Here is a 25,147-nt window from a genome sequence, read left to right as displayed (position 1 = left end):
CAAGAGCCAATATCAAAAATGATATTGGCTCTTTTTATTTTGAATAAATTTCAATCTCCTTAAACCAGTTCTTTCTGTGAAGCTACAAGTGCTTGCTCAATATCTTTCTTGATATCATCAATATGCTCTAATCCACATGAAATTCTAACAAGGCCAGCACTAATTCCAACCTTCAAACGCTCTGCTTCGGAAAGTTTTGAATGAGTTGTAGAAGCTGAATGTGTAGCAATTGTACGTGTATCTCCAAGGTTTGAAGTAAGTGTACACATCTTCAAAGAGTTCAAGAAAGTTCTTCCTGCATCAATTCCTCCTTTTACTTCAAAAGTAACAATTGCACCACCCAATCTCATCTGTTCTTTCGCCAATTCATATTGAGGGTGTGAAGGTAAAAATGGATATTTCACAAACTCAACTTCATCTCTTGTTTCTAAGAATTTTGCAAGTTCAAGAGCATTCTGACAATGTCTTTCCATTCTGACAGAAAGAGTCTCTAGACTTTTTGATAAAATCCAACCATGGAAAGGAGATAAAGAAGGACCTGTATGTCTTGCCAAGAACAAAATATCTTTAAAAAGCTCTTTGCTTGTCAAAATTGCTCCTCCAAGTACTCTTCCCTGCCCATCCATAAACTTAGTAGCAGAATGTGTAACGATATGCGCTCCTAATTTTATAGGATTCTGAATATATGGAGTTGCAAAACAATTATCTACATTCAACAGAATGTCATGTTTATTGGCCAAATCAGCCAAGTACTTTATATCTATTAGATCAAGAGCTGGATTAGAAGGCGATTCAACAAAAATCATTTTAGTATTTGGCTGAATAGCTTTTTCGAAATCTTCTGGCTTATCTACATCGACATAAGTATGGCTCACCCCCCAACGAGGAAATAGTTGTGTTAAAATTTGATGTGTTGAACCAAATACAGAGCGACAAGCAACAATATGATCACCAGACTTCACAAATGCAGCCATACTCATAAACATTGCAGCCATTCCAGAAGCTGTTGCAATACCAGTTTCTGCACCTTCTAAAAGGCATAATTTTTCAACAAACTCATTATTATTTGGATTTGAATAACGAGTATAAATATTCCCATCAACCTCATCATTGAATAAGGCGGAAGCATGTTCGGCACTGTCAAATGTAAAGCTAGAAGTAGCATAAATTGGTGCAGAGTGCTCATTGAATTGAGAACGCTCAGATTGCGTGCGAACAGCAATGCTTTCAAAATTTTTCAATTCCATTTCTCCACTATTTTAGTATAATCTCACGGAAACAATAGTCTTCTACAAAGAATATTTGCAGTTTATAAATAGCAAATTTGTCAAATAAAGCACATAATAAAAAGTTATTGATTATTATATTTTTTGGGAGGAAAACTTAGCCTCTCAACAGTATCCTTATCAACTAACCTACATGAAACCCAATTTCACTTATTACTTGACCGTTCTAAGTATACTTTTCTGTCTTTCCTGTGATCAGGAGAGTCTGATTAGGAACACAAACTATGTACACTATAATTATATGGAGTTAAATGAAAATAGCTCCGATTGGAGACTAATCACATCAAATATTTCTTCAGTTGACTCAATTAATGAACTTTATATCTCTCGTTTCGAACATCAAAAAGATATTCAGTTAGAGTTTGAAGATGAGATTCAAACAGAAAGCGGGTATGCTTTTTCTCTCAATAACATTGAAGAAAAAGGGATCTTTCAATTTATGAAAACTAAAATATCAGAACTTACACCTGAAACACCTTACATCATAGATATTGAAGTATCTTTTGCTACCCAAACTTTAGATACCCTGATACATTCACAAAATGATTTTAATGTAGAAGTCAACCTAGGGTATTTACTATATGAACCTAATTTGATTGAAGAATCTAAAACCTTCAAACAGAACTTTGAATTGAGTGCGACCAATAACGTAGGTTCGTCTACTTCACTAGGTTTTTATAATATAGATAAGCTCCCTTATTCAACACCTACACTTCATAAAATTAAATCTGATGATATTTTGACAATCAGAAGTGATGAAAATGGAGAGTTTTGGCTTTGGATAGGTTATCAATCTGATATAAAAGGGCATCAAGGATTTTTCATTAATCAGCTAAGTATTTTTTATGAGCTAGCTGAATAAATATCATGAAGAAATTATCCGTTAAAAAGAGACTAGATTTACGATAGTTCAATAATTCTTAGAAATATTCATAATATTGTAGTTGGTTTTGATTTCAAGCTGAACTACAATTTCATTATGAGAACTTATCAATCAGTTTTATTTTTTATTCTAGCCCTAACTTTAAATTCCTGTCTAAAAGAGGATGATTCTTCATTATTAGATTATTCAAAATATAACTATTTCATATTTGATGACATTGATGGATGGCAATTTACTCCTGCAAACCTCCCTTCAGACACAAGCTTATATAATGAATACGAACCAAGTATGTTTATTCAAGAAGATTGGGTAGTTTTTTCTGAAGATGAAAATGCACCTACTCAGACTACTGGGTTAGTTTTTAGTATAAACAATCAAGATTCAACTGAAGTATTTCCTTTTATCATTAACAAAATGACAGGATTAAAGCCTAGTACTTCATATAAAGTAGACTTAAGAACTCAATTTTCACCAATAGTATTAAATGATGTCCTTTTGAGTGACTTAAATGCTAATGTAAAATTGGGTATTTCAACATCTCAACCTACTATATCTGATGACAATGGTATTCTAAAACCAAATTTTGAAAGAGCTACTGACCTAGATAATGATAAAGTAATACTACTTGACGAAATAGTATTTAACCCTACAAATATTGAAATTTCAAATCTTCATACTTCTGAAATTTATGAAACATTAGAAATAGAAACAGATGAAAATGGAGAGTTTTGGCTTTGGATAGGAATTGAATCTTCTGCTTATGGGAAACACGGTTTATTTATAGATGACCTTGCTATTTTTTACAAAGAGCTTTAAACAGAAAATGCCTCACATTGATTTTAAATGTGAGGCATTTTTTATTTATATTTTGTTTTTGTTCGAAAGTCGTAAAATGAACCATCTTTATAATGAATTCCTAAGAAAGGCTTCCACTCTCCCTTCAAATCAAAAATGCTCAAATAAGCATAACAATTGAATTCATTTTTCGCAAAATCCATTAGCTCTTGCTCACTATCTTCTGAGAAGATAAAAATAACTTCAGAATCTTCTTTACTCTCATAAAAGCTTTGAAGCTCTTCTTGACTCAAGCCATCTGCAAAAAAATAGAGCACATTTTTATCGTCTTCAACTCTGATAAATTCCTTATTATCTTTTGGACTTACAGCCAATATTTTTGAGATCGCTTCTAACTTATGTTCCATTTTTTCAAAATCATAATTCTTAAGTGCAAATATGCATATTTTGTAGAAAATGAAAACAGAATGTGTTTAGTAATTCAAGCGATTTAAATCTTTATCATTAGGTTTTAATTGATTTAATCCTGGTTTCTTTAAATAAAGCTACACTCTATTTATATTTGTCCTCTTAAAAACAATGAAAACAAAATAATGATGGAGAAAAACTTTGCTTTTTCTGCTCAAGAAGGTTTCCGTGGAGCCATCTTACAGAACTACAAAACCAAACAACTTTTAGGAATTATATACATTGCAATAGATTCACTGGAAGAATTAACACTCGGTCAAGATATTCCAGTATCAGCGAATGAAAAAGGAAAGCTAATTAAAATCCATCATCATAACAGTCAAGACAGCATTCTTTTAGAAGTAGACTCTACATCAGAATCTACATTTGAAAAAGAAGTAAATGAGAAGGCAGGCTTTATTGATTACTTATCAGAAATTATTGCTGATCGTAAAAAAGCAGACCCTAGTAGTTCTTACACCAGCAGTTTATTTGCAAAAGGCATAAATAAAGTTGCTCAAAAAGTTGGTGAAGAAGCTGTTGAAATCGTCATTGAAGCGAAAGATGACAACAAAGACCTTTTCATGGGAGAAGCTGCAGACCTCCTATATCATTACTTAGTATTACTTGAAGCAAAAGATTACAAATTGCATGAAGTAATAGAAGTTCTTGAAGCTCGTCATAAATAATGAGCTAAATCATCGGATTTAACTCCCTTAAAAGCTAGATTCGTTTGACACACATTTAGATTTGAGTGTCACCAAGTTTTTAAAATAGAAGTAAATCATCATTTTTTATACAATTTTAGACTATGAATCCTGAAGTTCAATCCATTACAGGACAATGGTTAGAAGACCCAGTCATTGACCAAGCCACAAAAGACGAAATTATCCGCCTTCAATCTGAAGATGAAAAAGAACTAGTAGACAGTTTTTACAAAGAACTAGAGTTCGGTACTGGTGGACTTAGAGGAATTATGGGAGTTGGTTCAAACCGTATGAACAAGTACACGGTTGGAAAAGCTACCCAAGGTTTTGCCAATTATTTGAAAGCAAATGTACAAGGAGAGATTAAAGTAGCTATTGCACATGATAGCCGAAATAATAGTACTCTATTTGCTGAAACTACCGCTAATGTTTTTGCTGCAAACGGCATCAAAGTATTTCTTTTTGACGGTCTAAGACCAACACCTGAGTTGTCTTTTGCTATCCGTCAGTTAGGTTGTCATGGAGGTGTTGTTCTAACCGCATCACATAATCCTAAAGAATACAATGGTTATAAAGCTTATTGGGCTGATGGTGGTCAATTAGTACCTCCTCACGATAAGAATGTAATCACTGAAGTAAATAAAATCACAAACTTCTCTGAAGTGAAATTTGAAGGAGGAGCATCTAATATTGAGAAAATCACCTCTGAAGTAGATGAGCCATATTTAGAGATGTTGAAGAGTCTTTCTGTTAATCCAGAAATGATTAAGAGACAAAAAGATCTAAAGATTGTCTTTACTCCAATTCATGGTACTGGTATCGTACTAGGACCTAAAATTCTTGAGAAGTATGGGTTTGAAAATGTAACAGTCGTTGAGGAGCAAGCAGAACCTAATGGAAACTTCCCAACAGTTGTATATCCTAACCCTGAAGAAGCTGAAGCACTAAGCATTGGTCTTGCTAAAGCAAAAGAACTTGATGCAGATATTCTTTTAGGAACTGACCCTGACGCTGACCGTGTAGGTATTGCAGTAAAAGACAACCACGGAGAATGGGTACTTTTAAATGGTAACCAAACGGCATCCCTTCTTTTCAACTATGTAATTAAAGCTAGAAAAGATAATGGTTTGATGAAGGACAATGATTTTGTTTGTAAAACAATTGTTACTTCGGACCTCATCGATCGTTTTGCTGAAAAGCAAGGAATGGAATGCTTCAATGTATTGACTGGCTTTAAATATATTGCTGAAGTTATTCTAGAGCAAGAAGGAAAGAAGAACTTCGTAGTTGGTGGTGAAGAATCTTACGGATATCTTATCGGTGACCAAGTTCGTGATAAAGATGCAATTGCTTCATTGGCTATGATTTGTGAAATGGCAGCAGACGCCAAAGATCAAGGCAAGTCTCTTTATGATCAGCTAATTGATATCTATACTGAATACGGATTCTTCAAAGAGCGTTTAATCTCTATTACGAAGAAAGGAAAAGAAGGCGCTGAGGACATCAAAGCAATGATGAAATCATTTCGAGAAAATCCTCCTGCAACAATCAATGGTTCTAAAGTTGTTTGTGTGAAAGATTATCAAGCTCAAACAAGTAAAAATCTTGAAACTCAAGAACTGGAGCCAATCGAACTTCCTTCATCAAATGTATTGCAGTTCTTCACTGAAGATGGTTCTAAAATCTCAGCTCGCCCTTCTGGTACTGAGCCTAAGATCAAGTTCTACTTCAGCGTAAATACAGCGCTTACAAATAAAGCTGATTTCGATAAAGTTAATACTGAATTGGAAGCAAAAATTGACGGTATTATTACAAGCCTAGATTTAGCTTAATTCAAGATTATCTTTCATAGATATACTAAACTCTCTTCTAATTCTAGAGGAGAGTTTTTCTTTTATATACAGATTTAGTTACTTCCTCTATTCTTTGAAATTGCACTTAACTGTGATACAAGTAATTATTTGTATATTTGTCGGTATTCGTAAACTGAATTATCCGAATGAAGAAGAGCCTATTTATTTATTTCCTTCTTTTACCATTTATTCTAAAAGCCCAGAGCGTTTCTAATCTTATTCAACATTATCAAGAAAGAGCGCAAACATACCTTGTAAAATCAAATGAATTACGTCAGTATTTTTCAATAAATACTGATGGAATACATATGTATGCTTCTCCTGAAATGAAACAGCTGAACAAGGCTGAATTCACTGTGTTTTGGGAAGACTTAGAACAATTTAAAGCACTCTTAAAGTATACAGATAGAGCTTATCAAATAGAGTTTTATGAAAACCATGGGACTAATCGCTTTTCAGATGATGTGGCTAGTACCATTGAGATTCTAAAACAGAACTATAGGTATTACCATCAACCGTCCAATAATCCTCTAGCAGGGATAAAAGTCGCAATTGACCCTGGGCATATTGCTGGAGATTTTAAAACTGCTCAAGTTGAAGGTAGATACATCAATATGAAACACGGGGGAAAAGAATATCAATTTTGGGAAGCTGAGTTGAATCTGGCCACTGCAAAAGTTCTAAAAGACAGTTTATCTAAGTATGGAGCTGAAGTTTATTTAACAAGAGAAATTCCAAATACTTCTGCCGAAGGTTTCACATATGAAGATTGGAAAAAATCTCATTTGAGGAAAAAAATGCAAGCCGATGGATTAAGCTCACCTCAGATTGATAAGAAGATTAAAATTTCATACCCTAGTCAAATTTATAGAGAGTACTTTTTAAGGGGAGATTTAGAGGCTAGAGCGAATAATATCAATTATTTCAATCCCGATGTTGTAGTTGTTATCCATTACAATGCTGATGAAAAAAATCAAGGATGGTCTAAACCTTCTCAACGTAATTTTGGAATGGTCTTCGTCCCAGGTTCATATCTAAAAAAAGAGTTAGAAACCCCCCGTGACAGATATGATTTTCTTAGAAACTTGGTCAGTGATCACACACAAGAATCTGCGAAGCTTTCGAAGCATATCATGGAGAATTTAGAGGAACATATCCAAGTACCAGCAGTAGATGATACAACTGAGCCTAATTATCTTAAAAGTGTTGCGATAAGACTCTCACCAGGGGTTTATGCTAGAAACCTCAGACTATGTAGGCTATTAAATGCTCCTTTATGTTATGGCGAACCACTTCTTCAAGACAATGAAAAAGAACTGGAAGCCCTTAGTAAAATTGACTTAAGTAAAGGTATTATTCCTAACCGAATAGTGGAAGTTGCCAATTCTTATTTCTTTGGAATTTTAAAATACATTGAAGAAAAATAAAGGACTGTATTTCTACAGTCCTTTATTTTTGGATGAAATCATATCTCTTCTTATAATTCTAATAAGAACTTCATCGTATCAACTCCATCTGCATAATCCCATAATTCTGGCAATTGGGCTTCTCCTAAATCAAAGCTACCCGCATACCATGCTCCTTTAGAAACAATACATTGAATTTTATCTTGATGAGCAGAAATTTTTGATTTCAAATCAGCTTCATCTGAGTAATTTTCATGATAGAATACTGAAATCGGAGAAACCAAGTTTTCGCTTTTAGTTGTGATAACGGCACCATTATCTAGGTGGTCAATTTTATCAACTAAATAAATAGACTTGTTGTAATCGTAGTTATTTACATACTTTTGATTATTAACAGCCTCTTTACCTTGAACTTCTAAAGCCTCCATCAAATTGAAGAAGTCATAGTTTTCTGGTGCATAGATTTTCGCCACATTTCGACACCCTAAACCATAGTACGTCAAGATATCTTTAGATAGCTCTAGTAAATCTTCTTTAGTTTCCTCACCATTCAAAACAGCAACTGAAGTTCTATTTTGACGAATGATATTTTTAAATTTACTGAAATACTTCTCAAAATATCTAGCTGAGTTATCACTTCCAGTTGCGATCACTGCTTCCATGCCTTTCAACATGTCTACGATCTCAAACTGATCCAAGAATCTAGGCTCAATCTCGCCTAGCCTAGCAAAGATAAACTTCATTAAAACTTCATCTTGCGAACTAAGTTTCACCAATAAATCTTGGCCGCTAATAAGTACACAAAGCACATCATGAAAGCCTACCATCGGGATATTCCCAGCTAAGACTAATCCTACTTTGTGTTTATTAATTGGTTTCAAAAAATCATACTTTGATGTCCATTCAATCAAAGCATCTTTTTCCAACATTTTTATGATGCCTTTAAATGCATGTCTGACATTAGGTTCATCAAACCATGTATTATGTGCTCTTGCAGCTGAAACTAAGCTCAAAAGTTCATCTTCTGGCATATTTTTAAGCCTCTCTCCTAATAAAGAAAAGGCATCTATTCTCTCAGATAAAGTCATAATCTATCTCTAGTCATAATTCCAATTCCATGCAAAATTAAGAAAACCCTACAAACCTCCTTTGCTTTAAGGCGCTTTATATCAAAGAATCATTTAAATTTGTAGTTAAAATATTAAGTACTAAGATGGATTTTGGTAGGGAGGTTCTAGAATTTTTACAAGAAAATAGCCAGTTTAAAATAGCAGTAGCTTATTCGGAAGATAAGATTGAAAGTATATCTATTCCTGAAAAAATGTTGATTTTCAGAATTAATTCAATGGCAGCCCCTCTTGATAGCAACCAAAAGCTACAATCCATTTCTCATGCTCAAGACTTAGGATACAAGCACATTCACCTGTCCGAAGATGAATGGCTAAAAAAGCGAATCATTCTGCAGTCAAGAATACTATCCTTACTAGGTCAAACAAAAACTGTTTTTGCTCGAAAAGGTAAAATCAGAAAAATTAATCAACCTGAACTTCATATTTTCTTAGAAGAGAATCATCTTCAGATTCCTACAAATGCTAAACATAAATATGGCCTTTTCATTGAAGACACTCTTTACGCTGTAATGTCTTTTAGCAAACCGAGACCAATTCATAGAAACGGAAAAGAAGTACTTTCCTATGAACTCATTCGTCATTGTAATAAACTGGGTTATACCGTAACAGGAGGAATGAGTAAACTACTCAAGCACTTCATTCGTGAGATTCAGCCAGAAGATATTATGAGTTATGTAGACAGAGATTGGTCTGATGGCTCTGTTTATGAAAAAATGGGATTCAAGTTATTGGAAACAACTCCTCCTATGGAATTTTGGATTAATCCTAACTCTGGGGAAAGGCATTATCCTCATCGTTTGAATAATGCGGAAAGTCAAGATAAATTATTATCACAAGGCTTTAAAAAAGTATTCAACAGTGGTAACTTGAAATATATCATGACATTCTAAAAGAGAAGGGAAATCACTCCTTTAGAATGCCATTTCTTGACTATATCTTATAGCATTTCACCCCTAGCAGGATAGCCCGAAGATATGATGTAATCAACTGCTTTCACAAAAGAAGGAAGGTAAGGTCTTCCCCAAGGATTACTATTCATAGACGCATAATAAACTAGTTCGTCTTTATCGATCAAGAACAAACCCGGTTCACTAAAAACATCTGGTTCTCCTTCTTTTACGCCTTTACTCATATATAACCCCCAACTTCTCGCAGTCTCTTCTGAAAGTCCATAACCGAGTGTCAACTCAGATATTTCCCATTTCTGTCTCGAAAGTCTTGCTCTTTTTTCGGAGTCCATACTTACAGCCACTACTTCAACTCCTTGCTTTTTGAAATCGGGTAGTAATTCTTTCAGCTGTTCTAAATACTTTTTACACAACGGACAATGCAATCCTCTATAAAAGATAATTAGTGTAAATGGATCAGCCTTATGTTCGCTCAAGCTCCACTCACTGCCATCTAGCAATGAAAATTTCAAACTCGGAGCTTTTTGTTTTGGTGTAGGTCTAGTCATATTTATTTCTGTAAGAAAAGAGTATTGAGGTGATCATCAAAACGTTTAAAATCACTTTCAATCTCTGGGTTTTTCATAACATCATAAGCCATAAAAGTAGGTAATGGCTCATAACCAAACCATCGAAAATTCAAATGCATTGGTCTTAACAAATCATCTTCACTTATTCCACCAAAAAAAGTCTCATTGGGGTCATTGAAAGCTTCTTTCGGAGCATTTGCAGTTACCGACATCATGTACTTTCCTTGTAACTTCCCCCCTAATCCATAATTTTTCTTAGGTTCTTCTCTTGTTCTTCCATCTCCATCTGACATCTCGCCCATCATTCCTGTAGAAAAAACATGGTCTATATACTTTTTAAAAGACCAACTGACTCCCATCCAGTTAATAGGTGTCTGAAAAAAAACTAAATCAGCCCACTTAAACTTCTCAATCTCCTCATTTACATCATACTCATCCTCCATCGTAGTTTTCTTTACATTATATCCATTACGATTAAAAAAAAGCTCTGCTTTCTCCGCAAAACTCGCATTCAATTTCCCTTCTGAAAATGGATATTTCTGATGACCATTTATGATAAATACATTTTTCATAAAGTAGAATATTAGATTTCGAGACCTCTTTGATTAGCATTTATAATTTAATGAGAAAACCTCTTTCGAAGAGGAATAATTTCCTTTTAAAAAGTACAAGAGAGCGAGTTTTAAATCCAAAAATCAGGACAATGCCCTAGCTCGAAAAGAAATTTGGCTATAGAAAAAAGACTTCTCTCTAAGTTTTAACCTAGAGGGAAGTCTTTAACAAATAATTAGAGGTTGAGTACTTTTCTATAGAACAGTTTAAGATTTACACTTTCTAGCATATCAATATTTAAAAGCCTATCAAAAAATGACTTTAGGCTAGTTTAAGGATTCCTTTGATCTCCAAATCAATATTTTTCATTGGCGCACTATTAGAAAAATCTTTTATCAAACCAATTACATCATGATCAATAACAACTGATCTGGAACCATCAATAACCACCTTCGTATTATCAGGAATTTTATTTAGTAAACCAGAAATACTAGCCTTATTCAAAAATGAGACTTCTTCAGCCAGAGTGATATACATCGTTTCTTTTGTTCCTATCGTCTCCTTCTCAATATTGAATGGTGTACGATAATTATTCAATAAAATATGGAAAAATGCGACTACCATTCCAATACCAATTCCAGTAAGCATATCTGTGAACACAAGCCCCAGAATAGTTACGATAAATGGTATAAATTGAACTCTCCCATTTTCATACTGCTCTACAAATAATTTTGGACTAGCCAGTTTATACCCAATCATCAAAAGGATAGCTGCCAAAGAAGCTAAAGGAATTAGATTTAAAGTGGCAGGAATTAGAATGACACAAACCAAAAGAAAAATACCATGAGAGAACGCTGACGCTCTTCCTCTTCCTCCAGAGACAACATTGGTAGTTGTTCTTACGATTACTTGAGTTACAGGAATACCACCAATTAAACCTGAAATGGTGTTACCTACACCTTGACCAATCAATTCCCTATTAGTTGGTGTAATTCTTTTTAAGGGGTCTAATTTGTCTGAAGCTTCCACACTAAGAAGTGTTTCCAAGCTAGCCACTACTGCTAATGTAAGTGCTGTGATCCAGACTCCCTTCTCCCCTATCATAGAAAAATCAGGAAATGTAAGCACAGACTTGAAGTCCTCGAAAGTACTGAGAACGGGTAAATTTACTAAATGAGTATTACCTCCATCAGTATTGTTCAATGTCCATTCTGGTATAAAAACACTGTACAATTGATTCATTCCTACACCTAATAAAACTACGAGTAAAGGCCCTGGAAAAGCATTTATAAATGATATCTTTTTTCCTCTTTCACTATTCCAAAAAATGAGAATCGCCAACGAGACAATGGTTATCATGACGGCTCCTATACTTGGAAACATAAAAGCATGAACGATTTCTGAAAAAGTATTCATTCCATCTTGTTGGAAGAATTCAATTTCCCCTTCATAAGCTCGATCAAAACCCAAAGCATGAGGAATTTGCTTTAGAAAAATTGAAACGCCAATACCTGCTAACATCCCTTTGATAACAGATGAAGGGAAATACTGACCAAGAATACCTATTTTACCAAAACCTGCAACAATCTGTATCAAGCCAGCCAAAACTACAGCCAACAAAAAGGGTTCAAAACCTAAATCAGCAATTGCAGTAGCGACAATAACAGCAAGTCCTGCAGCAGGCCCACTCACTCCAATGGCAGAATGACTAATTGAAGTAACAACGATTCCTCCTACTATTCCGGCTATCAAGCCCGAAAACAAAGGGGCTCCAGAGGCTAATGCAATCCCTAAACACAATGGTAAGGCAACTAAAAAAACGACGAATCCAGCGACTATATCTTTTCCTGTTGATTTTTTGTTCTCCATAATCTTAAGTAATAAAGCACAAAACACACGGAGTCTATATAGGTATAACTTAAAACCTATACATCCGATTCGATTTGAAAATGAATTTTGAATAAATATTACACGAAAATGGAAGGCTGTTCTGGAGGTGGTTTTATAACTTCTTGTATAAAGGAATGAGGTATATTTAAATCGTATAAATCAAAAAAAACATTGCTCAAACAAGTCAGTAAATAAGGGTAATCAAATTCAGGGAAGACCTTTTCTTCATCTATTTCTTTTTTAGATTCTTTTTCTTCCTCATCCTCCTCAAAATCATCACTTTCTAACAGAATAGCATAGCAAATGCCTTCATCTTCTATGGAAAAGTGAAGTATATATTCAGCTCCTCCCGTCACAATGAATGCTATAATTATAGCAATGAATTGATTAAGAAATATTTGATGATAAGGTCTTAGCAATTTAACAATAGTATAGTTTTTGGTGAATCCCTTTGCATTTTACAAAGGAAAATGAAAATATATTTTTATTTTCAGCCTTTGGATTACGTCACAATAACATTAGTCTAAAAAAATAGTTGCAGAAGCAGCTTATTACCTTTTAAGGTAGGTTAATAAATAATATTTTAAAACTAGCTCATCATGTTTAATCTAGAAAAACTGGTCAGAAAACACATTTTAACGCTAAAACCATACTCATCGGCAAGAGATGAATATAGTGGTAATGAAGGAATTTTTATTGATGCCAATGAGAACCCATATCATTCAGTAGGAAACTTGGATTTCAATAGATACCCTGATCCTTATCAGAAAGAGTTGAAAAAAGAAATAGCAGAAATTAAGAATGTGGCTGCAAATCAAATTTTTCTAGGCAATGGGTCTGATGAAATAATAGATTATATTACTCGTACTTTTTGTGAGCCATACCAAGACAATATCTTGATCATGCCTCCAACATTTGCGATGTACAAGGTTAATGCCTTAATCAATACTGTAGAGGTAAAAGAAGCTCCTTTGGATCAAAACTTCCAAATGGATGAAAAAAAGGTACATGAATTAATTGACGAAAACACAAAAGTTGTCTACGTATGTACTCCAAATAACCCTACAGGTAACAACTTAGCATACCAAGCAATTATTAATATCCTAGAATCAGATTACAATGGGATCGTAGTTATTGATGAGGCTTACTTGGAATTTAGCGGACGTGATAGCTTTACATCAATGCTTGACAAATACCCTAACATGATTGTTTTACAAACTTTCTCAAAAGCTTGGGGTATGGCAGGTCTTCGCTTAGGGATGGGATTTGCTTCTAGTGAAATCATACATATGCTAAACAAAATCAAGCCTCCTTACAACTTAAGTCAACTGACACAAGAAACTGCTTTGAAAGCCCTTTCTCAAAAAGAACAGATGACTAAAATGGTTGAAGATATGATCATAGAGCGTAAATTCTTAGAAGAGGAATTTGCAAAGCTAAGTGTTGTAGAAAAGATTTATCCTTCAGATACTAACTTCATCTTAGTCAGAGTTTCTAATCCTAATAAAGTATTCACTACGCTACTAAATAAATTGATTATTGTGAGAAACCAATCTCATGTAGCTCAGTGCGAAGGCTGTTTGCGTATTACAGCAGGTACTCGTGAAGAAAATATAGCCCTTATTGAAACTTTACAAGAGCTTTCATAAGGCTAGGAACCAAGAAAAATAAAGCTGTTGTTCTTTCTGAAAACTAAACTAACCATGAAGAATAACAGCTTTATTTTATGCTTTTTATGTATTGGGCTGTTGATTATCGGAAGTTCTTGCAATCATGCCTTTGATGAATCTCCGGTCTTTTACAACCTCAAAATTGTAAATCAGTCTACAAATATTTACAACGTTTACATTGAAGACAAAGACAAAAACCAATTCAAGAATCACGGCTTACTAGATGGGCTATCTATTGTAGAAATTGAAGGTTTTATTTCTGGTCAGTCAAAAGAAGTAAGACTTGTAGATACTTCAACTCGGAATACCTTCGACACAACCCCCACAGGTCTTAGAAAAACATTCAAAAACCAAACATCAACATCCGAGCAATGGGTGATTACTCCCTAACATTTTCTTACTAATTCAGATTGTTTAGTTCAAAAACACTACCTTTGCGATCTTCTTGTCAAAAGAAACTAAAGAATTCTACCAATAATATTTGTATTTCTGAATGGAGCAATCAACAAATACCAACGGATTTGAGCAATTCAAACTGAACCGACAACTTCTTAATGCTATTGATGACTTAGGCTTTACGGCTCCTAGTCCAATTCAAGAAAAAGCTATCCCATTGGCTCTAGCTGGTCATGACTTATTCGGTATTGCTCAAACTGGTACAGGAAAAACAGCCGCATTTGTTCTTCCTATTCTAATGAAGATCAAATACGCTCAGGGTAATAATCCTAGAGCTTTGATTCTTGCTCCTACCCGAGAGCTTGCCATTCAGATTAAAGAAAATGCAACAAACCTAGGAAAGTATACTGACTTAAGAATCAAAGTTGCTTTCGGTGGTATAGGTATCAAAAAGCAGTTAGAAGATATCAAAGAAGGTGTAGATATTCTGATTGGTACACCAGGGCGTGTAATGGATTTATACGCTACAGGAGAACTGTACTTGAAAGAAATCAATACGATGGTCTTGGATGAAGCTGACCGTATGATGGATATGGGTTTTATGCCTCAAATCCGTCAAATGCTAGAAATTTTACCTAGTAAAAAACGTCAGAACCTTCTTTTCTCAGCTACAATGCCTCAAACAGTTGTGAAACTAAGTGAAGAATTCCTTGAGTTTCCAGAAACAGTTGAGGTAACTCCTCAAGCTACAACTGCTGAGATGGTTGACCAGTCTTTATTTTATGTTCCAAACATTAAATCTAAGATCAACCTCCTTGAACACTTTTTGAGCGATCGTGAAACATTCAAAAAAGTAATTGTTTTTGCTCGAAAACGCCAAACAGCTGATAGTATTTTCAAGTACTTGGAAAGAAAGGTTAAGGATGCAAACATTAGAGTTTTACATGCGAACAAAGGACAAAATACTCGTATAAATACGATTCAAGCCTTTAGAGATGACGAAGTTGATATTCTGGTATCTACTGATGTAGCTGCAAGAGGTATTGATGTAAGTGCAGTATCTCATGTGATCAACTTTGACATACCTGTACTTTATGAAGAGTATGTACACCGAGTTGGACGAACAGGAAGAGCGAATACGGAAGGTACGGCTTTTACGTTCTGTAACCCTGCTGAAAAGTATCACTTAAAGAAAATTCAAGAATTAATTAGTCTTGAAATTCCTGTTAAAGATATTCCAGCTGAAGTTCTGATTGAAGAAACCCCTTTTGCGGAGCATCAGGAAATGGCAATGGAAATTGACCGTCAGAAACGTAAGGAAGACCCGAACTACAAAGGAGCTTTCCACGAAAAGAAAGATAAAAACGTTAAGAAGCAGGAAAAGAAACAAAGAAATGCGAGACGTAATGCAGGACAATCTTCAAAAGGAAGTTCTGTTTATGTATCTAAAAAGAAGAAAACTTCTTCAAAAGGTGGAGGTAGTTCTCGTTCTAGCTCTTCAAGAGGAAGAGGAAAAAGAAGATAATTTAAAATAATATATACAGGCAGCTCTTTAGCTGCCTTTTTTATTAATTACTACTCAATTCTCCAACTGCATCTAGTTCGGTCTCTTCATTCAAACAACAGAGTGGCTTTTCATTTTCTCTCGAAAAACCTTCTTCTTCCAAAAAATGAAAGAGGCATTCTAAATCAAACTCTTTGGGATCTACTTTAAGACGTAAAATCCCAGAATCTCTATTCAGCTTAGAATAATGCACACCTTTCAATTCACTAAGAAGCTTATGTTCTAGCGTTTCTTTACATGACTCACATGCATATTCCAATTTAAATTCTTTTTCTTCCAATTGAATACAACTCCCTAAGAAGATCAAGAGGTGTAAAAACAATAGATTTTTCATCTTATTCAGTTTATTCCAAGAATCTAAATGATGATAGCTTTACATCATTCATTTTCGTTGAAAAATCCCTTCTTTAGTCACTGATTGACTTAGAACTTTACTATTTTTACCGACAAATTTGACCTCATGAATAGTTCAACATATAGATTAAATCCCATTGTTGGGATCACAAATATTTGTGCTGCCTTAGGTGTGGAAAAAGCTGTACTTTCTCCTGGCTCAAGGTGTGCACCTCTTACTTTAGCCTTTGCTCGTCACAAAGACATTGAAACAATTTCTATTTCTGACGAACGTTCTGCTGCATTTATAGGAATGGGAATGGCTCAGCAGTCAGGAAAACCTGTTGTACTAATTTGTACTTCTGGAACTGCAGCTGCCAACTATTATCCTGCAATAATTGAAGCTTACTATCAACAAATCCCTTTGATCGTTCTTACAGCTGATCGACCTCCTGAATGGATTGACCAACTAGATGGTCAGACTATCAGGCAGCAAAATATTTACGCCAATCATATAAAAAGAGCATTCGAACTTCCTGTAGACTATGAACACCCAGATGCAAAATGGCAAATAGATCGTACGGTTTCAGACGCTATTAATATTGCAAAAAGCTATCCACAAGGCCCTGTACAAATCAACATCCCACTTCGTGAACCTTTCTATCCGATGGAAGGCGAAACGATGGATTTTGATGCTCCATTTAAACACATTGAAGAAGAAAAAGGGGAAACTATCCTTTCAGAAAGCCAATGGACAAGTATTTTGGATAAGCTAAAAGATAAAAGAATTTTATTAGTTGCTGGACAACAAGAAACTGATATTAACTTTGCATCTTTTATCTCTCAACTACCTTTTCCTTTAGCCTCAGATATTATTTCAAACTTTCACTCATGCACAAATGCCATTCAACATCAAGATGCATTTTTAGGAATGGAAGGAGCTGAAAAACTTCAAGCTGATATTGTAATTTCATTTGGAAAGTCTGTCATCAGTAAAAACTTGAAATTGTTTATTCGTAAACATAAACCTCAAGAACACTGGCACATACAAGAAGCAGGAGATGTTGCCGATACATTCCAATCACTAAGAAAAATATGGAGGGTGAATCCAAAGTATTTCTTTCAAGAACTTTCTAAAAGATGGAACGATTCTGACAAAAGTTACTTAGAGCAATGGCAAAAAGTTAATACAGATTTTAGGTCTAAAATCCCTACCTTTTTTAAAGAACAAGACTTTTCAGAATTTGAAGCTATATATCGTTCAATTGAAAAGTGTGAAAATAATACTCAGCTTCATTTAGCTAACAGCATGTCTGTTCGATATGCGAATATGCTTTCCACACTCGGGAAACCATTGAAAGTTTGGGCAAACCGAGGAGCTAGTGGTATTGATGGAAGTACAAGTAGCATGATTGGGCACAGCTTGATTTCAAATGAACCTCAACTTTTGATTACAGGAGATTTATCCTTTATGTATGATCGAAATGCATTATGGAATAACTATCTCAAATCAAACGTCAAAATCTTGATGCTTAATAATCAAGGTGGGGTGATTTTTAGAATGATTGATGGTCCAGCTCGCCAACCTGAGCTTGAAGAATACTTTGAGACACATCAGAAAAGAACGGCTGAATTAACAGCTAAAGATGCTGGTCTAGCTTACTTCTCGGTAAATACTAGAGAGGAATTTGAAGAGAATTTAGTAAAATGGCTACATGAAAAAGATGCTCCAGCTATCTTAGAAGTGTTCACAGATAAAGCACTTTGTAAAACAACATTTGGAGCATTTAAAAGACTCATACCTAAGATTTAAATTAATAATAAACCCCAGTTCTAATAGCCGATATTAAAACTGGGGTTTTACTTTACAAAGTGTTTACTACTCGTGGGCGACCCAAAGATCTCTAATTTCTACTTCGGCGAATGAACTACAACGCTCTCCTTCCACTTTCTTTTTACCTTGACAAGACGATTGAGCGTAACAGCCTGCCTTAAAATAGGCACCTTCATATTCCTTTTCTAACGTATATTTCAACTTTCCATTATAGAAACAATTTGTCTTTCCATCACTGACTTCAAATCGAACTGTAAAAAATTTTCCTAGCTTATAATTTGAATCTAAGACAGGTCCATCTTCACCATTTATATCCACAAATAGCTTTCTATTTTCGAGTCTGAACACAATTACATCATCGTCTTTATCATGAATTTGCCCAACTACAACGTGCTTTTTCTTGTAAGGCAAATTCGTAACAGCTTGTGTGATCTCCATTACATGTCTCCCTTCAGTTGAACTCCAACTTGCTTTATCTTTCCCTCCATTTGTCATTTCTCGAAGCTCTGTACGAGGGTAACCAGAACCTTTTGTAGTTGCCCCTCCTGCAAAAGCTGTAAACACAATTGCCTTACGGTCCTCGGATACTTTAAAATGTTTTTTATCCCAATATTTATTCAATAAAGGTTGCTTCACCTCATCAGCTTTCCCATTTCCATCCTGATCAGAAGTTGTATCTAGTTTCCAGTTTGTCAAATCTTGTGTGAAATAGATGAGCATCAGCTCTGATGGTAATTGCACCATCATATCAGAGTTCTTAACGTATCCTCCAAAAATTTCCAATTCACTAATCGAGTTCAATTCGTCCTCTGAATTTCCAAAGCCTGTAATTCTTACATATCGAACATTTTGAGGTAGAAATTTATAATCTTCAAAATCCTCTGTTTTCCCACTTGAAGTACCATTATAAATAGTGTACAAGTTTGAGGTAGATGTACCTACTCTTATCTTAAACTTGAATTGTTTTTTCTTTCCACTTCCCCAAGCTACACGTAGTCCCGATACACTTTTGATTCTGCCCAAATCATAAGTAATATACCGTCCTTTTCCTTCAGCCTCCCAAGCGGTTTCAAAATTCCCATCAGTGGTAAAATAAGGAGCTTCACCTTTGTTAGCACTAGCAGTTACTTTGGTTACTGTTAATTTGTCCCCTTTTAGTTTTTCAACATTAGAAAACGCATAACCTAATTGGGATAAAAAAATAATGAGTAAAAATAGTGTTCGATAAAAAGTCATCATAGTAATTATTTTGTGTTGGTGATTATAGTTTGTAATGATAATTATTCAAAAAGTACATTTTTGATTGATAATGCTCTATCAGAATTGATTTTGAATATGAAAAAATTGAATTAAATACGTACAAACAACACTTTATATTGATTATTTCTGCAAAAATAGAAATAAAAAAGGCACCAATTTCAATAATTGATGCCTTTAAGTACTCTATAATGATAAGTAATTATTAGCTATTAAATGCTTCTCTTTTTTGTAAACGCATCATTGCATAAAGAATCATAGCCACACTTGCTACAAGCATGTAAATTCTATTATAGAAGATGATGTCTTCCCATAAAGCTGTATTTGTAACTTGGTATGGTTGATCGAAAGGATTTAAAAAGAAATCCCATTTCGTTCCTTCTGCGGCACCAGATAAAATCATTAATGCAATAGTCACAAGAATTGTAACAACTGCAGCTCCACTACCTGTTTTTATCATCGTTGAAAAAACGAACCCTATACTACCAAAGAATATCACAGGAAAACAAAGCTGAAGTACAACCTTTGATATTTCGTGTGGGAAAATCAAGACCGACAGCAAACTATCAAAGAGTGCTAGAATAGCTATTGAAATGATAAAAACCATTACTAACCTCACTAGCCATACTTTATATCTGTAATTCGGTATAGAGAAAATCACTTCTAAGATATTCGCATCTTTGTCGTTTTGAATCCCGAAAGTAGTTGGGTAAAAAACGAGTAACATTCCAGGAAATAACAACCAGCCATACATCAAATCTATGGCAAAATTAAAGCCTTCACTATCTGCAATAGCAATTCCTACAATCAGTGCCAAGACTAAAAAGGCAACGATCAGAAAGTAAGTAAAGAAACTGGAAAAGATAATTTTCAAGTTGTACTTCACCATACTTGTGATAATGATGGATGAATTTTTAAAACTCTTGAACATTGTTTTTCAGTTTAATTAAGTGATACTTCTACTTCTTCCTTTTCCTTAATCTGCTCCAAGCCTTTTCCTTTCAAAAGCCACAGATAAGCGTCTTCAAGAGATGGTGGAAGTGAAACAGCTGCTTCCGATGGTTTTACCTCTGAAAGTACTCTAGCCAATACACCATTTCCTGCTCGAGTATGATGAATGACAACATACTTTTCATTCACTTCCTCAAATTCTTCCATACTCAACTGCATTTGCCAAACTTTCTCTTCTGCTACATGAAGCATCTTTTCTGGAACTCCCGAATACATCAGGTTTCCTCGTTTAACCACTGCAATCTGATCACATGAACTTGAAATATCTTCGATGATATGTGTTGAGAAAATCACAATTCGTTCTCTACTCAATTCCACCAAAAGATTACGGAAACGGATACGCTCTTTAGGATCAAGTCCTGCGGTAGGCTCATCCACAACCAAGATTCTTGGTAAGTGCAACAAGATAGAAGCAATACCGACTCTTTGTCTCATACCTCCAGAAAAACCTCCAACTTGGACATCTTTCTTCTCCCAAAGGTGCACAGCTTTCAAAACATATTCTACACGTTCCTTTCGAACTTTCGCGTCTGTTACACCTTTCAAGATTGCTTCATAATCCAAGAATTCGTAGGCAGTCATATTTCCGTAACAGCTAAATTCTTGAGGTAGGAAACCGATCAAACCTTGTAACTCTTCACGTTTCTCTTGGGTATCTATTCCATTGATCCAGATTTTACCATAACTCTGTTCATAGATTCCACAAATGATTCGCATCATGGTCGATTTACCAGCTCCGTTTGGTCCAAGAAGTCCGAACATTCCTTGCTGAATATTCAAAGAAACACCATTCAAAGCTCGGAAAGCAGCTTTTGGCTTACCAACTTTAGGCATATTTTTCACTAGTGTTTTAATTCCTCTAATGATTTTCCATTTGCCTTTAACTTCCCAATTATTTTTCTCTAGCCCAGTTCTGATATGCCAAATAATAAGCGATATCACACCTAAAAACTCTACGAAAACCAGTTGAGAATTATCAATCCAAAGTGGTCTTAAGAGGTTCTGCCCTAAAACAAAAGTCCACCAAAATACAATAGGGAAAGCTTTCAACAATTTTGGTTTTTCTCGTAACCAATAACTAACAGGTTTCATCAATCCCCATAAATAGAATCCAAAACCTACAGCCAAGAACATCTGATAAAGTGATGTTTCGAGGTATATAAATGTAAAGTAGAACCAGAAAGCAGCCAAAGGCAATTGCCAAAGCCATTCGGCATGATCTTTCAATCTTGTATATGATTTTTCATGCTCGAAGAAAGCAATAATACGTTGTCCTCCTTTCCATTCTCTCAAAAACTGAGTTTCTCGACCATACACTTTTACCAAGTGCTGAATCTCGATTTCTACTTTTTCATCATCAGCAATAAGCTTATTATCGGCTTGCTTCAAACTTTCTTTTAGGAAATATGTGATTGCAGGAACAAACATGATTGTACTTGCCCCCATAATGATTTGCCAGATTACAGAAGAAACCTCGAAATAAACGTAATAACCCATCAAGCCAACCAAGAGTAATTGGAATAACTTCCAACCGAACTCTAAGTTTTTGAACCAATTGATGGTTTCTTCCAAGCCCGAATAAAAAGCAGGAATGAAAACCAAAGTAAGCAAAGTACTGAAAGACAAACCTCCGATTACGGTAATTCCAAATGGTGCACCAATAGCTCCAACATATTCATTATCTCCCATTGCTAAAGGCACAAGAGCTACAATTGTGGTAATTGCAGTAATCAGAATAGGGCGAAGACGAGCTTGCCCTGCCATCAGCAACGCTCTGTTTTTATGATAACCTTTCCTTCTTAACTCTTGTGCATAATCAATCAGAATAATACTATTGTTTACAACTACTCCTAATAGAATAAGGAAGCCTGTAAATACATTGCTATTCATAATCGACTGACCACTTAAAATCAGAGCTAAGAATGAACCTGTTGCAGCCAATGGAATCGTGAACATCAATACAAATGGCACATAGAAAGATTCAAACACTGCTGCCAAAATCATATAAATGAGAATGAAAGCTGCTCCAAATAAGAAATAGTAATCTTCAAATAGATCATCTTCTACAATGTAATCGACAGCCAAACCCGATGGAATTGGTAGTGAAGCTAGTAGCTCACGCACTTCCATTTGTGCAATTTCCTTCAAGTCATTTGCTTCATTGATTTCAGATTCAAACTGAATATATAATGAAAGCTGTTTTCCTTGATTGAAACGTTTGATACTTGCTTTTCCAGAGGCATATCGAATATCAGAGAACGACTTCAATTGATGTTGTGTACCATTATTATCTGATACTTCCATCTTTCGTAAATCATCCATTCGCATATCCTTATCATTCTGAGTTAAATCCCCTCTTTTGATGACGATATCGTATTGTTCAGTTCCTTGTACAAACTTTTCACTTGCGGTTGATTCTTTAGAACTAGCATTCAATTCAGAAGCAACATTTTGCAGAGAAATATCCCAATAACTCATAAGCGTAGGATCGAAACTCAGATGTACCTCTGGTCTGTCGCTGCCAATATTTTTACTGACTGACTTTACATTTTCGAGTTCTTTCAAATATTGCTCAAGGTCACTCGCAAAATTCTGCATAAGCACAAAATCAGTCCCTTTAATCTGAATTTCTTCTTGTTGAGTACCGATTCCTAAAGCTTTTAGCAATCTTCCGCCTCCTCGCATTCCATTTCCGCCACCTTGTCCTCCGCCAAATCGGCTAGAAGATGAAGAGGGTTCGAACGAGATTTCAGCTTCCGATATATTCTTTACTCTTTCTTCAATATCTGATTTGATCTGATAAATCTTTCGGTCAGCTACTTTTTCATAATCTTCTTGCAGACTAATCGTAAGTACTGCATCTCCTTCATTGATATTTGAGATGATATGTTCTTTCTCATCCAAACTATCCAACAAGACTTCCACTTGTTTTACCAAATCATCTGTCTTTTGTAACGAAGCACCTTCTGGCATTTCTACATAAAGCTTCAAATCTTTGGTATCAACTGATTGAAGATTTGATAAACCGACAACCAAAGTCAGTAAAAGTGACCCGAAAAAAGTAAAAACAAGAGTCAGTAGCGATTGAGCAGGATGTCTTAACGCCCACTTAAAAAGAAGGCTGTAAACCTGTACGATACGATCTCTGATATTGATTTCTTTTTGCGAAATTGGGTTACTTTTATTTTTCGATAAAAAGAAATGTACCACCATCGGTACAAACAGAAACGCAACAACCAAAGAAACCATTAAGGTCGAAATAATAGAGACTCCGATGTTTGTACCGATCAATTTGATGATAAAAGAATCAGCAAAAATAAATGGCATAAACACCACAATAGTTGTAAGCGTAGCCGCTCCAACCGATCTCAATACTTCACGCACACCTTGCGTAGCCGACACATCTGGGTCTTTTGTGATTGAGAACCATCGGTAGATGTTTTCCAACACGACAATACTATTGTCCAACAACATACCGAGTGCCAAAGCCATCCCGATCATGGTCAAACTATTCAAGGTAATCCCGAATCCGTAAAAGAAGTTGAAAGCTGTCAATATAGAAATCGGCATTGCGACACCAATTGTTAAAACCCAGAAAGGTTGACGGAGGAAAATCCAAAGGATGAAAATTGCAATCAACCCTCCTGTGAGTGCCAATTCTTGAATTTCCTCCATATTTTTTTCCATTGCCTCTGCCGTATCTGTAGAAATATCTAATTCGACTTGAAGTGGTTTTAGAGCAATGTTCAGCTTTTCAATTTCATTTCTGATGTTATGAGATGCTTCAATTTGATTGGCTTGTGTGTCATAAACCAAATACAAGTTAACTGCATCTTTTCCATCCAAACGGCTAAATGAGGTTTCTTCTTTTACATTGAAACTCACCTCTGCCACATCCTTCAATCGAATTCCTTTTGTAGCATCAAGCAAAACTTCTTCTACATCTGAAACTCGCTCAAAAGGTGCTGTGATGTTCACAAAATAACGGCTACCCGCATCTTTCACATTCCCGACATAAGTTCGGACTTGAGCACTCGCACTCAGTTTTTGTTGAATCTGACCAATTGTAATTCCGTTGGCTTCACAAGCCTTTTCATTCAGAATGATTTCTAAAGCTTTTTCTCGTCCTCCAAATATTTCAACGTTAGCAACTCCGTCTACACTTTTGAGAACATCAATTACTTCCCGATCAGCTACATTTCTTACACGATCAATCCCTCCAACGCCTTTAAGCTGAAGACTCATCATGTCACTTCCGAGCTGATTCTGATTGATTTTAGAAACAACTGCTTGAAATTCTGAAGGTAGATTTGAGCGAATGCTATTAATTCGCTCTTCCAACTTAAGTTGTTCAAACTTTATATCAACACCATCTTGATAATAAATAAAGATGGTTCCTCTTCTATTATTTGCTTCAGACTCAATTTCATCAATTCCCTCCAACATACTGATTGCACCTTCAATTGGTACAATCCCTTGTATCTCCATATAATCTGGAGTTACTTCCAAGGTACTTGTGATATTGACGATCAGTACTGGAGGTTCCGCATTTGGAAACAGCTCCATTTCTAGCCTTTCATAAGAGATGTATCCTAACATACACATACCTATGAAGAGCATACTGATCAGTACTTTTCTTTTGACGACAAAATTCAT

21 protein-coding genes are annotated in these 25,147 nt (G+C 35.1%); 10 read left to right on the top strand and 11 right to left on the bottom strand.

Translation table 11 applies throughout. The features are described from left to right. Positions 1–59: 59 nt before the first annotated feature. The gene (locus BC781_RS13365; RefSeq protein WP_109618530.1) at positions 60–1,247 is read right to left on the bottom strand and encodes a trans-sulfuration enzyme family protein; all 1,188 of its coding nucleotides are present in this window, start codon (positions 1,245–1,247) and stop codon (positions 60–62) included. A gap of 280 nt (positions 1,248–1,527) precedes the next feature. Here BC781_RS13365 and BC781_RS13360 point away from each other — a divergent pair, with 280 nt between their 5' ends. Together BC781_RS13360 and BC781_RS13355 are read left to right on the top strand one after the other, a co-directional pair. Next, the gene (locus tag BC781_RS13360; RefSeq protein WP_109618528.1) at positions 1,528–2,148 is read left to right on the top strand and encodes a hypothetical protein; all 621 of its coding nucleotides are present in this window, start codon (positions 1,528–1,530) and stop codon (positions 2,146–2,148) included. Positions 2,149–2,265: 117 nt separating this feature from the next. After that, positions 2,266–2,985, top strand: a complete 720-nt coding sequence (locus tag BC781_RS13355) for a hypothetical protein (protein WP_109618526.1) — start codon at positions 2,266–2,268, stop codon at positions 2,983–2,985. Positions 2,986–3,026: 41 nt separating this feature from the next. Here the strand turns inward: BC781_RS13355 and BC781_RS13350 are convergent, their stop codons facing one another. Next, positions 3,027–3,371: a hypothetical protein gene (locus BC781_RS13350; RefSeq protein WP_109618523.1), complete on the bottom strand. Its 345-nt coding sequence runs from the start codon at positions 3,369–3,371 to the stop codon at positions 3,027–3,029. 186 nt (positions 3,372–3,557) lie between these two features. Here BC781_RS13350 and hisE point away from each other — a divergent pair, with 186 nt between their 5' ends. From hisE to BC781_RS13335, 3 genes are all read left to right on the top strand, one after another. Next, a complete protein-coding gene (gene hisE, locus BC781_RS13345; RefSeq protein WP_109618521.1) occupies positions 3,558–4,100 on the top strand; it encodes a phosphoribosyl-ATP diphosphatase in 543 nt (180 codons plus the stop codon). Positions 4,101–4,222: 122 nt separating this feature from the next. After that, a complete protein-coding gene (locus BC781_RS13340; RefSeq protein WP_109618519.1) occupies positions 4,223–5,950 on the top strand; it encodes a phospho-sugar mutase in 1,728 nt (575 codons plus the stop codon). Between the two features lie 167 nt (positions 5,951–6,117). Beyond that, entirely contained in the window at positions 6,118–7,398 is a 1,281-nt protein-coding gene (locus BC781_RS13335; RefSeq protein ID WP_109618517.1) for an N-acetylmuramoyl-L-alanine amidase family protein, read from the top strand. A gap of 50 nt (positions 7,399–7,448) precedes the next feature. Here BC781_RS13335 and BC781_RS13330 read toward each other — a convergent pair whose 3' ends face one another. After that, positions 7,449–8,465: an acyl-CoA reductase gene (locus BC781_RS13330; RefSeq protein WP_109618515.1), complete on the bottom strand. Its 1,017-nt coding sequence runs from the start codon at positions 8,463–8,465 to the stop codon at positions 7,449–7,451. A gap of 125 nt (positions 8,466–8,590) precedes the next feature. Here BC781_RS13330 and BC781_RS13325 point away from each other — a divergent pair, with 125 nt between their 5' ends. Next, positions 8,591–9,397, top strand: a complete 807-nt coding sequence (locus BC781_RS13325; RefSeq protein ID WP_109618513.1) for a hypothetical protein — start codon at positions 8,591–8,593, stop codon at positions 9,395–9,397. Between the two features lie 47 nt (positions 9,398–9,444). Here the strand turns inward: BC781_RS13325 and BC781_RS13320 are convergent, their stop codons facing one another. The 4 genes from BC781_RS13320 to BC781_RS13305 form a co-directional block, all read right to left on the bottom strand. Further along, entirely contained in the window at positions 9,445–9,963 is a 519-nt protein-coding gene (locus tag BC781_RS13320) for a peroxiredoxin-like family protein (RefSeq protein WP_109618511.1), read from the bottom strand. Between the two features lie 2 nt (positions 9,964–9,965). Then, positions 9,966–10,556 carry an NAD(P)H-dependent oxidoreductase gene (locus tag BC781_RS13315; RefSeq protein ID WP_109618509.1) on the bottom strand — a complete coding sequence of 197 codons (591 nt, stop codon included), beginning with the start codon at positions 10,554–10,556 and terminating at the stop codon, positions 9,966–9,968. 301 nt (positions 10,557–10,857) lie between these two features. Continuing rightward, entirely contained in the window at positions 10,858–12,405 is a 1,548-nt protein-coding gene (locus BC781_RS13310; RefSeq protein ID WP_109618507.1) for a SulP family inorganic anion transporter, read from the bottom strand. Between the two features lie 98 nt (positions 12,406–12,503). Next, positions 12,504–12,845, bottom strand: a complete 342-nt coding sequence (locus tag BC781_RS13305) for a hypothetical protein (protein ID WP_109618505.1) — start codon at positions 12,843–12,845, stop codon at positions 12,504–12,506. A gap of 180 nt (positions 12,846–13,025) precedes the next feature. Between BC781_RS13305 and hisC the strand changes: the two genes are divergently transcribed. The 3 genes from hisC (at position 13,026) to BC781_RS13290 (ending at position 16,017) form a co-directional block, all read left to right on the top strand. Continuing rightward, positions 13,026–14,075 (top strand): histidinol-phosphate transaminase, encoded by a 1,050-nt coding sequence (hisC, locus tag BC781_RS13300; RefSeq protein ID WP_317047238.1) that lies wholly within the window; start codon positions 13,026–13,028, stop codon positions 14,073–14,075. 54 nt (positions 14,076–14,129) lie between these two features. Continuing rightward, the gene (locus tag BC781_RS13295) at positions 14,130–14,486 is read left to right on the top strand and encodes a hypothetical protein (RefSeq protein WP_109618500.1); all 357 of its coding nucleotides are present in this window, start codon (positions 14,130–14,132) and stop codon (positions 14,484–14,486) included. A gap of 103 nt (positions 14,487–14,589) precedes the next feature. After that, a complete protein-coding gene (locus tag BC781_RS13290; protein ID WP_109618499.1) occupies positions 14,590–16,017 on the top strand; it encodes a DEAD/DEAH box helicase in 1,428 nt (475 codons plus the stop codon). A gap of 43 nt (positions 16,018–16,060) precedes the next feature. Here the strand turns inward: BC781_RS13290 and BC781_RS13285 are convergent, their stop codons facing one another. Next, positions 16,061–16,390, bottom strand: a complete 330-nt coding sequence (locus BC781_RS13285; RefSeq protein WP_109618496.1) for a hypothetical protein — start codon at positions 16,388–16,390, stop codon at positions 16,061–16,063. Between the two features lie 126 nt (positions 16,391–16,516). On the opposite strand from BC781_RS13285, the gene menD reads away from it, so the two are divergent. Beyond that, the gene (menD, locus tag BC781_RS13280; protein ID WP_109618494.1) at positions 16,517–18,202 is read left to right on the top strand and encodes a 2-succinyl-5-enolpyruvyl-6-hydroxy-3-cyclohexene-1-carboxylic-acid synthase; all 1,686 of its coding nucleotides are present in this window, start codon (positions 16,517–16,519) and stop codon (positions 18,200–18,202) included. A 66-nt stretch (positions 18,203–18,268) separates the two neighbouring features. Here menD and BC781_RS13275 read toward each other — a convergent pair whose 3' ends face one another. From BC781_RS13275 to BC781_RS13265, 3 genes are all read right to left on the bottom strand, one after another. Then, positions 18,269–19,462: a polysaccharide lyase family 7 protein gene (locus BC781_RS13275; RefSeq protein WP_109618492.1), complete on the bottom strand. Its 1,194-nt coding sequence runs from the start codon at positions 19,460–19,462 to the stop codon at positions 18,269–18,271. A gap of 223 nt (positions 19,463–19,685) precedes the next feature. Beyond that, complete coding sequence (locus BC781_RS13270) at positions 19,686–20,411, bottom strand: hypothetical protein (protein WP_109618489.1); 726 nt, start codon at positions 20,409–20,411, stop codon at positions 19,686–19,688. 11 nt (positions 20,412–20,422) lie between these two features. Next, positions 20,423–25,147 (bottom strand): efflux RND transporter permease subunit, encoded by a 4,725-nt coding sequence (locus tag BC781_RS13265; RefSeq protein ID WP_109618487.1) that lies wholly within the window; start codon positions 25,145–25,147, stop codon positions 20,423–20,425.

It is taken from the genome of Sediminitomix flava, from assembly GCF_003149185.1.
Classification (GTDB): Bacteria; Bacteroidota; Bacteroidia; order Cytophagales; family Flammeovirgaceae; genus Sediminitomix; species Sediminitomix flava.
Note: the sequence above shows the minus strand (reverse complement) of the source record. Positions and strands in the feature narration are given on the sequence as shown.